This window comes from Peteryoungia ipomoeae (genome assembly GCF_004912165.1).
GTDB lineage: Bacteria > Pseudomonadota > Alphaproteobacteria > Rhizobiales > Rhizobiaceae > Allorhizobium > Allorhizobium ipomoeae.
On record NZ_STGV01000001.1, the window covers coordinates 19,091 to 33,199 of the forward strand.

At 62.3% G+C, this 14,109-nt stretch carries 15 protein-coding genes; 7 read left to right on the top strand and 8 right to left on the bottom strand.

Features of this window, described 5'->3' with window-relative positions:
• Positions 1-67 precede the first annotated feature (67 nt).
• A complete protein-coding gene (locus tag FAA97_RS00110) occupies positions 68-622 on the top strand; it encodes a GNAT family N-acetyltransferase (RefSeq protein WP_136596506.1) in 555 nt (184 codons plus the stop codon).
• A 69-nt stretch (positions 623-691) separates the two neighbouring features.
• A complete protein-coding gene (locus FAA97_RS21460) occupies positions 692-778 on the top strand; it encodes a small membrane protein YohP (protein WP_484237557.1) in 87 nt (28 codons plus the stop codon).
• A gap of 55 nt (positions 779-833) precedes the next feature.
• On the opposite strand, the gene FAA97_RS00115 is transcribed toward FAA97_RS21460, so the two are convergent.
• The 5 genes from FAA97_RS00115 to FAA97_RS00135 form a co-directional block, all read right to left on the bottom strand.
• Positions 834-1,265, bottom strand: a complete 432-nt coding sequence (locus tag FAA97_RS00115; RefSeq protein ID WP_425467386.1) for a DUF1801 domain-containing protein — start codon at positions 1,263-1,265, stop codon at positions 834-836.
• A 90-nt stretch (positions 1,266-1,355) separates the two neighbouring features.
• A complete protein-coding gene (locus tag FAA97_RS00120) occupies positions 1,356-3,425 on the bottom strand; it encodes a hypothetical protein (RefSeq protein ID WP_136596508.1) in 2,070 nt (689 codons plus the stop codon).
• Between the two features lies 1 nt (position 3,426).
• Entirely contained in the window at positions 3,427-6,234 is a 2,808-nt protein-coding gene (locus FAA97_RS00125) for a DUF4159 domain-containing protein (protein WP_136596509.1), read from the bottom strand.
• Positions 6,231-7,151, bottom strand: coding sequence for a DUF58 domain-containing protein (locus FAA97_RS00130; RefSeq protein ID WP_136596510.1), 921 nt, complete (start codon positions 7,149-7,151; stop codon positions 6,231-6,233). Before FAA97_RS00130 ends, FAA97_RS00125 begins: the two co-directional genes overlap by 4 nt.
• A gap of 15 nt (positions 7,152-7,166) precedes the next feature.
• The gene (locus tag FAA97_RS00135) at positions 7,167-8,180 is read right to left on the bottom strand and encodes an AAA family ATPase (RefSeq protein WP_136596511.1); all 1,014 of its coding nucleotides are present in this window, start codon (positions 8,178-8,180) and stop codon (positions 7,167-7,169) included.
• Between the two features lie 155 nt (positions 8,181-8,335).
• Between FAA97_RS00135 and FAA97_RS00140 the strand changes: the two genes are divergently transcribed.
• The 3 genes from FAA97_RS00140 to FAA97_RS00150 are packed head-to-tail and all read left to right on the top strand — an operon-like array spanning position 8,336 to position 10,844.
• The gene (locus tag FAA97_RS00140) at positions 8,336-8,959 is read left to right on the top strand and encodes a DUF1285 domain-containing protein (RefSeq protein ID WP_136596512.1); all 624 of its coding nucleotides are present in this window, start codon (positions 8,336-8,338) and stop codon (positions 8,957-8,959) included.
• Positions 8,956-9,588: a CoA pyrophosphatase gene (locus FAA97_RS00145; protein WP_136596513.1), complete on the top strand. Its 633-nt coding sequence runs from the start codon at positions 8,956-8,958 to the stop codon at positions 9,586-9,588. The genes FAA97_RS00140 and FAA97_RS00145 overlap by 4 nt, the downstream gene beginning before the upstream one ends.
• A complete protein-coding gene (locus FAA97_RS00150) occupies positions 9,585-10,844 on the top strand; it encodes a CCA tRNA nucleotidyltransferase (RefSeq protein ID WP_136596514.1) in 1,260 nt (419 codons plus the stop codon). Before FAA97_RS00145 ends, FAA97_RS00150 begins: the two co-directional genes overlap by 4 nt.
• Positions 10,845-10,851: 7 nt before the next feature.
• Here the strand turns inward: FAA97_RS00150 and FAA97_RS00155 are convergent, their stop codons facing one another.
• From FAA97_RS00155 to hemF, 3 genes are all read right to left on the bottom strand, one after another.
• Positions 10,852-11,040: a DUF1059 domain-containing protein gene (locus tag FAA97_RS00155; protein WP_136596515.1), complete on the bottom strand. Its 189-nt coding sequence runs from the start codon at positions 11,038-11,040 to the stop codon at positions 10,852-10,854.
• Positions 11,041-11,193: 153 nt separating this feature from the next.
• The gene (locus FAA97_RS00160; RefSeq protein WP_136596516.1) at positions 11,194-11,442 is read right to left on the bottom strand and encodes a hypothetical protein; all 249 of its coding nucleotides are present in this window, start codon (positions 11,440-11,442) and stop codon (positions 11,194-11,196) included.
• Positions 11,443-11,638: 196 nt separating this feature from the next.
• Entirely contained in the window at positions 11,639-12,553 is a 915-nt protein-coding gene (gene hemF / locus FAA97_RS00165; protein ID WP_136596517.1) for an oxygen-dependent coproporphyrinogen oxidase, read from the bottom strand.
• A 136-nt stretch (positions 12,554-12,689) separates the two neighbouring features.
• On the opposite strand from hemF, the gene FAA97_RS00170 reads away from it, so the two are divergent.
• The gene (locus FAA97_RS00170) at positions 12,690-12,941 is read left to right on the top strand and encodes a hypothetical protein (RefSeq protein ID WP_136596518.1); all 252 of its coding nucleotides are present in this window, start codon (positions 12,690-12,692) and stop codon (positions 12,939-12,941) included.
• 159 nt (positions 12,942-13,100) lie between these two features.
• Positions 13,101-14,057 carry a flagellin N-terminal helical domain-containing protein gene (locus FAA97_RS00175; RefSeq protein WP_168800879.1) on the top strand — a complete coding sequence of 319 codons (957 nt, stop codon included), beginning with the start codon at positions 13,101-13,103 and terminating at the stop codon, positions 14,055-14,057.
• The last annotated feature ends 52 nt before the right edge of the window (positions 14,058-14,109 follow it).

Consider the following 14,109-nt stretch of genomic DNA (forward strand, 5'->3'; position numbering starts at 1 on the left):
ATGCTCCCGAACGCCGAAAGGCGTCAAGCGCACCCTATTGCTGTCTGTCTGCTGGTTTTGGTTATCCATGTTTCACTCCGGGCTTGTCTACCTCACTGAGGATGCGTCGCACGACGCGGTTATCGAACTCATCAACGAAGAAGCGTTTGGCCCGGGTCGGCATACCCGTGCGGCGGCGCGTATTCGCGAGCAGGGGCCGCATGACCGCTCGCTGTCTTTCATCGCCGCCGACAATGGCGAGACGATTGCCTCCGTGCGCATGACGCCGGTTCTGGCAGGCGATGTCAGGGGCCATCTGCTCGGCCCTCTGGCCGTCCGGCCCAGTCACAAGAACCGGGGTATCGGGCGTGAACTTGTGCGCATCGCGATCGAGGCTGCGCGGCGCCAGGGCTCGGAAGGTGTCATCCTGATCGGAGATCCGCCTTACTACATGCCGCTCGGCTTCGAGAAGGTGGCTTGGAAGGCGCTGGAGTTTCCAGGTCCTGTCGATCCCGGCCGGGTGCTTGTGGTGCCGCTTGGTGCGGATGTTCATGACAGGCTGAAGGGCGTGATTGCATGGCGGGATTGTCGGGCTGCGGATGTCGAGACCGCAGTGCCAGCAAAGGCCTATGCCACCGCGTGAGATCGCGGTTCGGAACCAATTTGGTTCCGGATTGTTTCCTGTCCTGCATAGCAATGACAGGAGACAGACATGCTGAAATTCATCGGCGGCACGATTGGAGCCATTTTTCTAATCGGATTGATCGTTGTGGTCCTGCTTTTCAAGCTGATCTTCTGATCGGACAAACCGGCGGTCACTATAAGGCTGATGTTGCAGCCGAGGCGACTGTCATTCAGATCTTGATACCCGGCAACTCGCCCGCCTGCCTGATCCAGTCGGCGAACTGCTCCTCATCGAAGGCACCCGGTTCCGGTATGTGGAAATAGCGGATCCCGGCGCTCTTCGAGGTTTCCTTCGGCATCGGCATCAGGTCGGTTCCATTGAAGAACGTCACCTTTATATACCGTGTCATGCAATGGAAGGAGACGAAGAAGGTATCGTTGCCTGCGCCGTAAAACGGCGAATTCCAACGGACCTTCTTTGTCACGCCCGGCACCTCGCGCTCTATGATGGTGTCGAGCTTGCGACCGACGGCCTGCTTCCAGTCAGGCATGGCCGCGATATAGGCCTGGACAGGCTGGTCGCCATCCGCCTTTGCGATCTGCGGGTTCCCTCCCGACAAGAGGACAGAGGTCGCGGACGTCTTGGAACCACTCATTGACATGCCCCCATGGCGCGTGACCCTCTTGAGAGCCAGTTCATCATCATAGTCAGGCCGACCTGCCGGCGCAACCGGCAGGTCGGTTTCGGGTGTTTACCGTCCTTCGCGCCACCACATGGCGGAGACGGCGAGCAGGAGGATGCCGAGGCCAGCAAAGCCTGCAAACAGCGGCAGTGTGTTGACGCCCTTCAGCACCGTTTCGTCCGTCAGCCTGATCAGCATGCGCCGGTCGTCGGCGACGCGGACTTCGCCGCGAACTGGCAGGATGTCGGGAATGCGAATGGTCTCGTCGCCATCGTCAAGCCGGGCGGTCAGCCCTCTGGAGGTTTCGGAGACTGGCGTCAGGCTGTCCGTTGTCGAGACCATGGCACGGAATTCCGGCGCATCGACGGCGCCGACATGCACCAGGGTTGAGAAGTCGCCATTGGTGACCGTGAAGAGACCGGTTTCCGTCATGCGGCGTTCGCCACGATAGAGGCCGGGCTGGATCTCGGTGAGAGGCAAGGTCTGGGTTTCGCCCGACGGCGTGGTGATGGTTGCCTCGCCGGGGGCGTCCCCGACCGTCTGGCGGGTGACTTCAAGTGCGCGGCCAACGGCGCGGGCCTTGAGCGCCTCTTCCTCGAGCTCCGGCTCCTTCATCAACCAATGGGCAATGCGCCGGTAAAGCGAGACATGCGGTCCGCCGCCTTCAAAACCGCGGGCCCAGAGCCAGCCCTGATCGGAGAGCAGCATGGCCACACGGCCTTCCTCGGCACGGTTGAGCACCAAAAGCGGACGGTCGCCATCGGCGGTCATCACTGTGTCACCGGCCTCGCCTGTGACCTCGATGCTGCGGAACCAGCGGCCCCATTGCGGCGGTTCGGCAGCGGAACCATCAAGGCCTCGGGTGACCGGATGGCGCTTGCCCTGATCGGAGAGGCGCGGGAAGAAGCCTGCCTGATGCACGTCTCCTGTCGGCGTGGCCGGCAATACGGAGGCAAGCGGCGTAAGCGCAATCGAATCCTCGCTTGCATGTTCGGGGCCAGCTGCGATCAGAAGCGCGCCGCCATTCTTCACATATTCGGCGATGTAGTCGTAATAGAGGATCGGCAGCACGCCGCGATGCTGGTAGCGGTCGAAGATGATCAGGTCGAAATCATTGATCTTTTCGACGAAGAGTTCGCGCGTCGGGAAGGCGATGAGCGACAACTCGTTGATTGGCGTGCCGTCCTGCTTTTCCGGTGGGCGCAGGATGGTGAAGTGTACGAGATCGACCGAGGCGTCTGATTTCAACAGGTTGCGCCAGGCGCGTTCACCGGCATGCGGTTCGCCCGATACGAGCAGCACGCGCAGGTTCTGGCGGATGCCCTCGATCAGGTGAATGGCACGATTGTTGACGTCGGTCACTTCGCCCGGCGTGCCGGCAACCGAAAATTCAAGCACATTGTTGCCGCCGCGCGGGACGCGGAAGGCAAAGGCGGTTTCAGCGCCCGGGGTCGCGGGCACGCTGCCGAGATCTTCGCCGTTCATCTTTACCGAGACATCGGCAGGCTGATTTGACGCTGAGCCGTCATCGAAGACGCGGAAGGTCAGTTCCTGCTCTTCGTCGACAATGCCGAAACGCGGGGCGCGGATGATCTCGATGCGACGGTCGAACTCGCCTTCCTTGCCGGTCACGAGCGCATGGAGCGGGGCTTCAAAGCCAAGCTTCTGACCGGCTCCCGGCACGTCGTGCACCTGGCCATCGGTGATGAAAATTGCGCCGCCGATGCGGGTCGGTGGAACGTCGGTGGTGGCTGCCGTCAGTGCTTCGAACAGTTTCGTGGACGGCGTGTCGGTATCGCCGGGATCGGTGACCTCGACGATGCGCGGTTCGAGGTTGGGGAAACGGGCGAGGCGCTCGCGCAAGCCTTCGAGCGCGGCATCCGTCTGCTCGGCACGACCGGCAATTTCCTGGCTCTGGCTGCGGTCGACGATGACAGGCACGACCGTTGTCAACGGATCGCGTTCTTCCTGTAAAAACAGAGGATTGGCGAGTGCTGCCAAGACGGCGAACGAAGCGGCAAGGCGGATGGCTGTGCCTCGCATCCCGCGCAAGAAGCCGAGGGTCGCAATCGCAAGGGCGATCACGGCCAGCAAGGCGATGATGGCCCAAGGAATGAAGGGAGAGAATTCAATCGTCATGTCACTGCCCCAGCCGTTCGAGGAGGGCGGGAACATGGACCTGATCCGCCTTGTAGTTGCCGGTGAGCATATACATCATGATGTTGACGCCGGAGCGGAAGGACATTTCCCGCTGCATTTCGTCTGCCGGCACGACGGGCATGACGCTGCGGCCTGTCTCGTCGATGGCCCAGGCGCCGAGCAGATCGTTGCCGGTGATCATGATCGGCGTCACGCCATCGCCGGAAGAGGCGACGCCGCTGTTGCTGGCCTGAGCTTCCTGGCGGGCCTCGACCCAAAGCGGACTTCCCTCGTAGCGGCCGGGAAAGCCCTGGAGAAGATAGAAGGCCCGTGTCAGCACGTGGTCCGAGGGCACGGGTTCCAGCGGGGGGATATCGATATTGGCCAGGATCGCCTGGAGGCGCTCGCTGTTCGGCGATGGAGCGCCATCATTGCCAAGGTTGGAAAACTGGTCGCGGGTGTCAAAGAGCACGGTGCCGCCGGCGCGCATATAGGCGTCGATCCGGCTGATGGCCGCCTGCGTCGGCATGGGGGCAGAGGCGGAGATCGGCCAGAAGATGATCGGATAGAAGGAGAGCTCGTCCTTGGCGATGTCGACACCGACGGGCGGAGAGGGTTCCAGCGTAGTGCGATAGGTGAGGAATTCAGTAAGGCCGGTCAGGCCTTGTTCGGAAAGCCGGTCGACCTCCGGCTCACCCGTGACAACATAGGCAAGGTGGGTGTTTTCCAGACGCTCCAGGATCACCTCGTCGCCGGGTTTGTCATCGGCTGCAAGGGTCCGGTCGACGGGAAGGGCGGAGAACGCCATTGCCAGCGCCAGAACGCCGGCGGTCGCGGCGCGTTTCGGCAGGCGGGCGAAAGCGCCACCAATGAAGAGAACGATGAGGCTATCCAAGAGGAGCAGCAGGAAAGCGAGGCTGAGAAGGCCGGGTTTGAGCGGCGTTGCGGCTGTTCCGGCCATGGGCTCTCTGGTCAAGGTCAGTCCATTCGCGGAGGGCAGGGGGCGCAGTTGCGTTTCCGGCGGCAGGAGGTTGAGGGCGGTAAAGCCATCCTCTGTGCCATAAAGACCGGGCGGATTGTCGAAGGTTGCGGATTGCGGCTGATCGGGACCGATCGGAAGCGGTTTTGCTGCACCAGCTTCCGTGGTCAAGGCGCCGCGTTCGGTCAAGAGACGGAAAGGCGGCAGTGAAGGGGCGGTCGCCTGACCATTCTGCGCATCGGCAGCACCCACGCGGGTCAGTTGCACGATCCGACGGAGCATCTCGACGAAGGTTCCGGAAATCGGCAGATCCGACCAGGTGGCCTCGGCGCTGACATGGAAGAGCACCACGCGGCCGGCGGCATTTTCTTCAACGGTGACAAGCGGGGTGCCGTCCGCAAGGCTTGCCCAGGTGCGCTGTGCCAGATCCGGTGTCGGCTCTGCCAGGACCTGGCGCTTGACGAGAATGCCGTCCGGGCGTGCCATGCCGGCAAAGGGACCGAATGACGGGAAGTCCGCCAGCGGCTGTGGCTCCGCCCAGGAGAGAGCGCCGCCGAGCGAGCGTTCGCCCTGGCGCAGGATCACCGGAACCAGTGGATCGTCGGAGGGGGCGGCGGCGAGACGCGGACCGGCAAAGCGGATCAGCGTGCCGCCGCGAGCGATCCACGCCTGAAGCGGCTCATAGACATCGGCGGGCAGGCGTCCGACGTCGGCAAGTACAAGGGCCGACGGATTCTGACGGAGAATTTCAGGAATTGCGACGGCAAGATCGCTCTGGCCCGGCTTCACGACGTCGGCATAGGGGCCAAGCGCCCGCTCGATGTAATAGAGCGGGGACAAGAGCGGCTGGAAACCATCGCCGCTATCGCCTGAAACGAGCGCCACCTTGCGGCGACGGAAACCGTCGTCGAGCAGATGGGTGGCGCCGGCAGAGCCGATGCCGGAAATGGAGAGGCGGGCAAAATCATTGCGCAGCTCGAAGGGAGCTGCGATCTCGCCGCTTGCTTCATGCGTGCCCGCTTCGAAATCGACCTGACCAGAGGCAATGACGCGGCCCTGGCGATCCCGGGCATCAATGACAACGGACTGCGCTTCGCCCGCATCCAGACGCGACAGCGTGACGGTCAACGCATCGGCGCCATTGGAGGCGCCGGCAATGGCGATGCTCGCGGCGCCGCTGCCTTCGATCAGCCTAAGTTCCGCCGGCGACAGGGAAGCAAGGTCGGTGAGGAAGGTATCGTCCGCCTCCGCCGCAATGCCGTCGGCTATGTAGACGAGCGTGCCCGGTGTTTCACCCGAGAGTGCCGTGCGCAGCGCTTCCAGCGTGCGGGGCCGATCGGGGCGCAAGGGGTGGGGCGAGGCAGCGCCGAGCTTGTCGAGTGCCGCTGCCGTCGTTCCGGGTGTTGCGTCATGGGTCTGGTCGGCGGTGAAGGCGATGGAGACAGGGATATCGCGCGCCTCGGCGTCACCGATGAGGGCGGTGGCCGTTTCGACGCGGCGGTCCCAATCGGCAACCGTCGCCCAGCTGTTGTCCATCACGAGCACCAGAGGTCCATTGGCCGACAGGGTCGCGGTACGCGGATTGAGCACGGGATCGGCCAGCGCAAAGATCACCAGCGCTGCCATCATCATACGCAGAAGCGTCAACCACCACGGGCTTTTTGCCGGTGTTTCCTCGCGCTTCAACACGGATGCGAGAATGCGAAGCGGCGGAAAGACCTCATATTTCGGGCGGGGTGGCGTGAGCTTCAGCAGCCACCAGATGAGAGGCAGGACGGCAAGAGCCGCGAGCACCAGGGGAGCGCCGAATGCCAAGGGAAGGCCGCTCATGGGGCCGCACTCCGTCCGCGCGTTGCCGGCATGCCGGAGAGATGCATATGGACCGCAACCAGCGCTTCCGAGGCGAGATTGTCGGTCAGATGATGGGTAAAGCTCCAGCCCATGCGGCGAAGCTGATCGGCAATGCTTTCGCGTCGCGCGATATAGGCCCGGCGATACTCGTCACGCAGGGTCTCGGCCCGGCCCGACGTGAGTTTCGCGCCGGTCTCGGGATCGGTGAATTCCGTGCGACCCGCATAGGGGAAACTCTCTTCAGCGGGATCGGCGATCTCGACCAGGTGGCCGCGAAGGCCGCGCCGCGCCAACGGGGTGATGCGGTCCATCACCGTGTCGGCATCATCGAGAAAGTCGCCAATGAGCACGATGTCGCTTGCGCCGCGGATCATGCGCGTATCCGGAAGCCCTGATGTCGGCGGCGCATGCATGATGGCGGCGGCCAGTCTTTCGGCAGCGTTGCGGGCCGTGATCGGTTCCATGATGCCGGGGCAGCCGATGCGTTCGCCGGAGCGGGCAAGCACTTCGGCAAGCGCCAGCATGATGACCAGCGCGCGGCTTTCCTTGGAGACATTCGCAAGCGTCGACTTGTACATCATCGACGGCGACATGTCGGCCCAGAGCCAGACGGTGTGGGCCGCTTCCCATTCGCGGTCGCGCACATACATGTGGTCGTCGCGGGCAGAGCGCCGCCAGTCGATGCGCGAGAAGCTCTCGCCTTCCGAATAGGGCCGGAACTGCCAGAAGTTCTCGCCAATGCCGCGCTTGCGTCGGCCATGCCAGCCGGCAATCACGGTATTGGCGATGCGCTTTGCTTCGACCATGCAGTCGGGGACCAGCGCCGCGCGCTGGCGTGCGCGCGCGAGGACCTCGCTTCCGGGTGTCTGCGCGACGATCTGGCCGATGGCTGCCAATCCGGTAATCCTTCCTCAGCCGTGCAGGGTCTTGACGAGGCCCGCAATGACGTCGCGGACCGTCATGCCTTCGGCGCGGGCGGCAAAGGTGAGCGCCATGCGGTGTTCGAGCACGGGTTCTGCCAAAGCTGCGACATCGTCGATCGACGGTGCCAAACGGCCTTCATAGAGCGCGCGGGCACGGGCGCAGAGCATCAAGGCCTGGCCGGCACGCGGGCCTGGACCCCAGGCGACATGCTTGTCCGTCTCGGCATTGCCGTGGCCAGGACGAGCCGCGCGCACCAGCGTCAGGATGGCATCGACCACGGCATCGGAGACCGGCATCTGGCGGATGAGCTTCTGGATCTCGATCAGGCGGGCGCTGTCGATGACGGCATTCGCCTTGGCTTCATTGATGCCGGTCGTGTCGAGCAGGATCTGCCGCTCGGCGGCAAGTTCCGGATAGAGCACGTCGACCTGCAGCAGGAAGCGGTCGAGCTGGGCTTCCGGTAGCGGATAGGTGCCTTCCTGTTCCAGCGGGTTCTGCGTGGCGAGCACATGGAAGGGGGCGGGCAGGTCATAGGCCTGGCCGGCGATCGTCACGTGATATTCCTGCATTGATTGCAGCAGAGCCGACTGTGTGCGCGGGCTGGCGCGGTTGATCTCGTCGGCCATCAAGAGCTGGGCGAAGACCGGACCCTTGACGAAGCGGAAAGAGCGGCGGCCCGTCTCGTCCTGGTCCATGACCTCGGTTCCGAGGATGTCGGAGGGCATCAGGTCGGGCGTGAACTGGATGCGGTTGCCCTGCAGGCCGAGCACGGTGCCGAGGGTCATCACCAGTTTTGTCTTGGCAAGGCCGGGTACGCCGACAAGCAGCGCATGGCCGCCGGAGAGAATGGCCAGCAGCGTATTCTCAACAACCTTCTCCTGGCCGAAGATCACCTTGGCCACTTCGGTGCGGATGGCGGCGATGTCGTGCAGCGCTTTTTCAGCCTGCGCGATGATTGCCTTCTCATCGAGTGCGGCATCGGGATTTGGCATAACGCCCATGGTGTGCTCCGATCGGTTGCGTCGTGCGGCGAATCGCATTTTCGCGCGTGCTGATGCTCATGAAACTAACTTATTGGCGACTTGACGGCTGACAAGCACGTTTCGAATGACTATCTCGTGACTGTCATTCTTATAGAAGAAACAGGGACGCGACTATGGCAAGCGAGACGCTGAAAGCTTCGACCGACGCGGCCGGCCTTGCGGCAATGATTGCGCGTGCTGCGGATCAGAAGAGTGGAGGCAAGCCGAGCCTCCCGCCGGTCGAGCGCTGGAACCCTCCGTTTTGCGGCGATCTGGATATGGAAATCCGCGCCGATGGCAGCTGGTTCTACATGGGAACGCCGATTGGCCGGGAAGCGCTGGTGCGACTGTTTTCCACAGTGCTGCGCAAGGACGAGGACGGCAAAACCTATCTTGTCACGCCTGTGGAAAAGGTTGGCATCCGGGTTGAGGATGCTCACTTCATCGCGGTGGAGATGAGCCCTGTCGAGCGGGACGGTGCGCAGGTTCTGTTTTTCCGCACCAATGTCGGGGATATGGTGGAAGTGGATGCGGACCATCCCTTGCGGTTCGAGATTGCCGCAGATACCGGTGCGCTCAAGCCCTATGTGCTGGTCAGGGGGCGCCTGGAGGCGCTGTTGTCGCGGGCTGTCATGTATGAACTCGTCGAGCGGGGCGAGATGATCGACGTCGATGGGCGCGCGATGTTCTGTCTGCGCTCGGGCAATCAGATTTTTCCTGTGATTCCGGCGGATGAGCTGGATCGCCTGTCACGATGAGTGCCGCTTCCTTCTCTGCTTCTGATTTTAAACGCAGGGCGCTCGACCAACTGGGGGCGCCGCTGGACCAGGCCTGGCTCGATCATGGTGACCATGTGCTCAATCGGGACAGCATTCTGGCACTCGAACAACTGCAGTTGAAGGATGCAGCCGTTCTCGTGGGAGTGATCGATGATCCCGATGAAGCGCGTGTCATCCTGACCCAGCGGACGACGAAGCTGCGCAAACATGCCGGACAGATTGCCTTTCCCGGTGGCGGCATTGACGAGACCGACACTTCGCCGGAAGAAGCGGCGCTTCGCGAAGCGCATGAGGAAATCGGGCTCGATCCGTGTTTCGTCGAGACGGTTGGCCGCTTGCCGCACTATCTCTCAGGCACAGGTTTTCGCATTCAGCCTGTGCTTTCCGTGATCAGGCCCGGCTTTACCATCAGACCCAATCCGCATGAGGTGGAGAGCGTCTTCGAGGTGCCGCTGGCCTTTCTGATGGATCCGGCCAATCATCGCCAGGACAGCCGCATGTGGCAGGGGGCTGTCCGGCATTTTTACGTCATGCCCTATGGCGAGCGCCATATCTGGGGCATTACCGCCGGCATTATCCGGACACTGTATGAAAGGCTCTATGCATGACCACCATCGCCGACCAGAGCTGGTTTCAGGCGCCCAATCTGAGGCGTGTCTTGACGCTCCTCAACAGCGACGGCGCGGAAACGCGGATCGTGGGCGGTGCGGTGCGCAACAGCCTGATGGGGCTTGCGATCGGCGATATCGATCTCGCCACCACGCTTTTGCCGGAGAAGGTGGCCCAGCGGGCGGCAGATGCCGAGATCAAATGCGTGCCGACGGGCATGGCGCATGGCACGGTCACGCTGGTTGTCGACGGCGAGCCCTTCGAGGTGACGACGCTGCGTCGCGATGTCGAAACAGATGGCCGGCACGCCGAGGTCGCCTTCGGCGCCGACTGGCAGGAGGATGCGGAACGGCGCGACCTGACGATCAATGCGCTATATGCCAAGGAGGACGGCGAGGTGGTCGATCTCGTTGGCGGCCTTGCCGATATCGAGAGCCGGACCATCCGTTTCATCGGCGAGGCCGATCAGCGGATTGCCGAGGATTATCTGCGGGTGCTCAGGTTCTTCCGTTTCTTTGCCTATTACGGCAGCGGCAGGCCGGATGCCGCGGGGCTGAAAGCCTGTGCCCGGGCGCGGGATCAGCTGAAAAGCCTGTCTGCCGAGCGGGTGTGGAGTGAGCTGAAGAAGCTCCTGTACGCCCGTGATCCCGGTCGCGCGCTGTTGTGGATGCGCCAGTCCGGGGTGCTCACTGAGATCCTGCCGGAAAGCGAGAAATGGGGGATCGACGCCATCCCCGGCCTGATTGCAACCGAACAGGCGCTTGGATGGTCGCCGGATGCACTGCTCCGGCTGGCGGCGATCACGCCGAAGGATGGCGAGCGCATGGCAAGTCTTGCGTCGCGGCTGAGATTGTCAAATGCCGAGGCCCTGGCCCTGCAGCAATTTGCCCAGACACCGAAGCCACAGGATACGGTGACCGATGTCGCCTTCGATCGCGATCTCTACCGGTTCGGCAAGGAGGGGATGATCGCCGTGATCAGGCTCGCACTTGCCTCTGCCCGGACGCGGTCTCAGGACGGCGATGCCAAGGCGATGGCGCAGACTGCGCGGCTCTCGACCCTGCTCAAGCGGGCGGAGGGATTTGTACGTCCGGTGATGCCGGTCAAGGGCGCCGACATTCTGGCTGCGGGCATTCCAGCCGGGCCAAAGGTTGGGGACATTCTGGCCCGGCTGGAGGAAAGCTGGATTGCCTCCAACTTTACCCTGGATCGCGAAAGGCTGCTGGCGCGGTTGGCTGAGGCTGCGCCGCGCTGATCAGGCTTCAGGCTTCGGTTTTCTGCACATCGGTGACGCGCTGCTTGATGTGGTCGACCATGCTCGGCCGGATCACCTCTTCACCGTGGGTGACGCGCAGATGCTCAACAGCACGGCGAACCACTTCGGCCTCGTCTTCCGCCCGCGTATGCCAGTCGCAACCTGGCACCAGTGTGCCGCAGTCAAAGCGTTTCATCGGATCTTCCTCCTGTGTCAGTGCTGGAGACCACCCACCGCACCTGTGCAGCACTGGAAAAAAGCTGGCCCGCATGGAGGCGGGCCGGAGGTCAACTGTGCGGTGGATCTCGATATCGCCTATTCCGGCGTTATGATTTCAAGCTTTGAAGCTCTATTCCGGCCTTGCCCAGGAATTAAAGACTGAAGGGCTGCTGGCGTGCCGAAGCCGGGAGTTGCCTGCTTCGACATCATTGGCTGCAATGTGATCGGTCAGGTCGCGGTCCGCCAATCCCAGGCGCACCTGCTCGACAAAATAGGAGTGGGGCAGGCCTATGTCACTCGAAGCGCGCAGCTCCTCCGCCATGCGGTCCACGAGTGTCTGGTTTTCGATCAGTGGTTCGGTTGGGGTACCGAAACGCATCCTTCTTGCTGTGTTCGTCCAAGCCATCGCATATCCCTCCTCGATAGTGCGTGCTAAACAAGAATGAGCGAAAAAAGCGCAAAGCACAACGCAAAGCGCTTCACAAATAGGTTGAGCGCGCTAAGCCCAGAAAAAGACAGGTCAATCTTTTCAGGTGGGCGATCAACCCCTGGTGGAATGTCGGGCTGACCTTGCGTCAGGGCCAGCGCGCCAGCGGCGGCAGGGACGACAGGATTGATTCGACATTGCCGCCGGTTTTCAACCCGAAGATCGTTCCGCGGTCGTAAAGCAGATTGAATTCGACATAGCGACCGCGCCGCACAAGCTGTTCGTCGCGATCGGCCTCGGTCCAGGGCGTGTTGATATTGTTGCGCACGATCTGAGGATACACTGCCGCAAAGGCGCGTCCGACATCCTGCGTGAAGGCGAAATTGGCGTCCCAGCCGCCGGGATTGGCCTGGTGATGCAGCCAGTCATAGAAGATGCCGCCGATGCCGCGTGCCTCGTTGCGATGCGGCAGAAAGAAGTAGCGGTCGCACCACTCCTTGTAGGCAGGGTAGTCGGCAACACCCGGATGGCGCTCGCAGGCCTCGCGCATCGCTGCATGGAAGGCCAGGGTGTCCGGGTCGTCCTGCACGCGCCGCCGGTTCAGGACCGGGGTCAGGTCTGCGCCGCCGCCAAACCACTGGCTGGTGGTGACGACCATGCGGGTGTTCATGTGCACCGTTGGCACATTGGGGTTTACCGGATGGGCAATCAGCGAAATGCCAGAGGCCCAGAAGCGCGGATCTTCGTCGGCACCCGGCATCTGCCGGCGGAATTCGGGCGAGAATTCGCCGTGTACGGTCGAGGTGTGGACGCCGACTTTCTCAAAGACGCGGCCTTCCATCATCGACATGCGGCCGCCACCGCCTTGGCCCTCTTCGCGTAACCAGTCCTTGGCGACGAAGCGGCCGGCAGGCCGTTCCGACAAGGGGCCGGTCAGCTCGTCTTCAAGGGTCTCAAAGGAGGTGCAAATGCTGTCCCTCAGGCTTTCGAACCAGGTGCGCGCCGCTGCCTTTTTGGTCTCGATGTCGTCGGGCAGGCCCTTCGGCAGTTCCGGTCGCTCCATGCTCGTTCCCCTTGTTTGCGTTGCGCTTTCCTTAGCAGGTTCAATTCCGGATCGCCACCGGCTGCGGTTGCAAGAAGAGAAACGACTCGCCAAGCAATCCGTGCCGCGTTACAGTTTTTGCATTGCGAGGGATGTCATGGCCAGGATACCCGGACCTCCGCCGTTAACCGGCTTGAAAAAGCGGATTGCAGAGCACCGCGCCCGGGTGACGGGTTCGTCGTTCGTGCGCGAAACCTATTGCCTGACGCGCGAGGAAGCTCGCGAGATTGCACGGCAATGGTTCGATGCCTTTCCGAAGGCTGCCTACTGGACGGAAGTGGAAAGCTGGCGACAGCTGGAGGGCGATCGGATCGAGTTCACCATGCGCCGGCTTTCCTCCGCCGACTAAGCACAAAAATGGTCCGATTAGCGCCTTTTGAAATGCAAAAACCCTAAAATTATAATGAAATGATCAATTCAACGGAAAAGGCTTGCTGCCATTCTTTGAGCATGACTCCGGATCGCATGAGGCGATCCTTGATGCGACATGACAGGCGGCAGGTCTCGGATGGTTTCAGTTTCCTACAATCCCTCAGCGGTGCAATCCCTTTCCCAGCGGATCGGGACGAGCGCTGTCGAGCGCGTGCAACCGGCTGCGAAGCCCGAGGTCAGGTCGGAACGCGGGGTCGATACTTCTGCCTATTGGTCGATCTCGACCACAATGCGGGCGGAAAACCTGTCGCTGACCGCTGTGCAGGACGCCAATAGCCTGGCGGCCGCGCAGGTCGATGCGACGGCTTCGGGGCTGGATCAGGCCACCGACATCGTCGCCCAGATGCAGCAGAAGCTGATCATGGCCAAGGCCGGGGGCTCCAATCGCGCGGCGATCGGCAGCGAGGTCGAGGCATTGAAAGCCGAGCTTGTGAATGTTGCCGCAGCTGGACGCTTTGGCGGCGAGAACTGGCTGGAGGTTGAGGCAGGCGGCATGCCCAAGGTCGCCTCGATGCTGGCGTCCGTCGGCAGTGACAATGCCGGCAATCTCTCGCTCAACATGATTGATTTCGATACGGCGAAGTCGACATTGGTGTCGCGCGCCGAGGCACGAGACGGCCTGCTGACCCGTCCCTATGCCGGTACCACCATGAGCGGCGTGAACTACAATTACTTTGTTCTGGATGCACAGTCCGAGCTTAGCAATCCGAGCCAGTCGCGCGAAATCAAGGTCAATGAACGAACCACGAGCGAAGAGCTTGAGGGTATGATTACCACCCTTAACAGGGTGATGATCGACATGGTCGGTGCCAGCGCCGAAGTGAGCGCCACAAAGGGGCAGATTTCCGGTGATCTCGATTTCCTTGACGCATGGCAGTCGCCGCTCGACGCCGATGTCAGCCGGATGGTGGATGCTGACATGGGTGAGCTTGCGGTGCGGCGCATGGCCGAGACGGCGCAGGCGCAGCTCCAAACAAGCGGCCTGAACATCGGGAATACCTCGATGTCGCAAGGGTTGAAATTCTTCCTATAACCATCTGATATGGCATAAGAAGCGGCGGCAGACTGTGCCGCCGCCTCCGTAT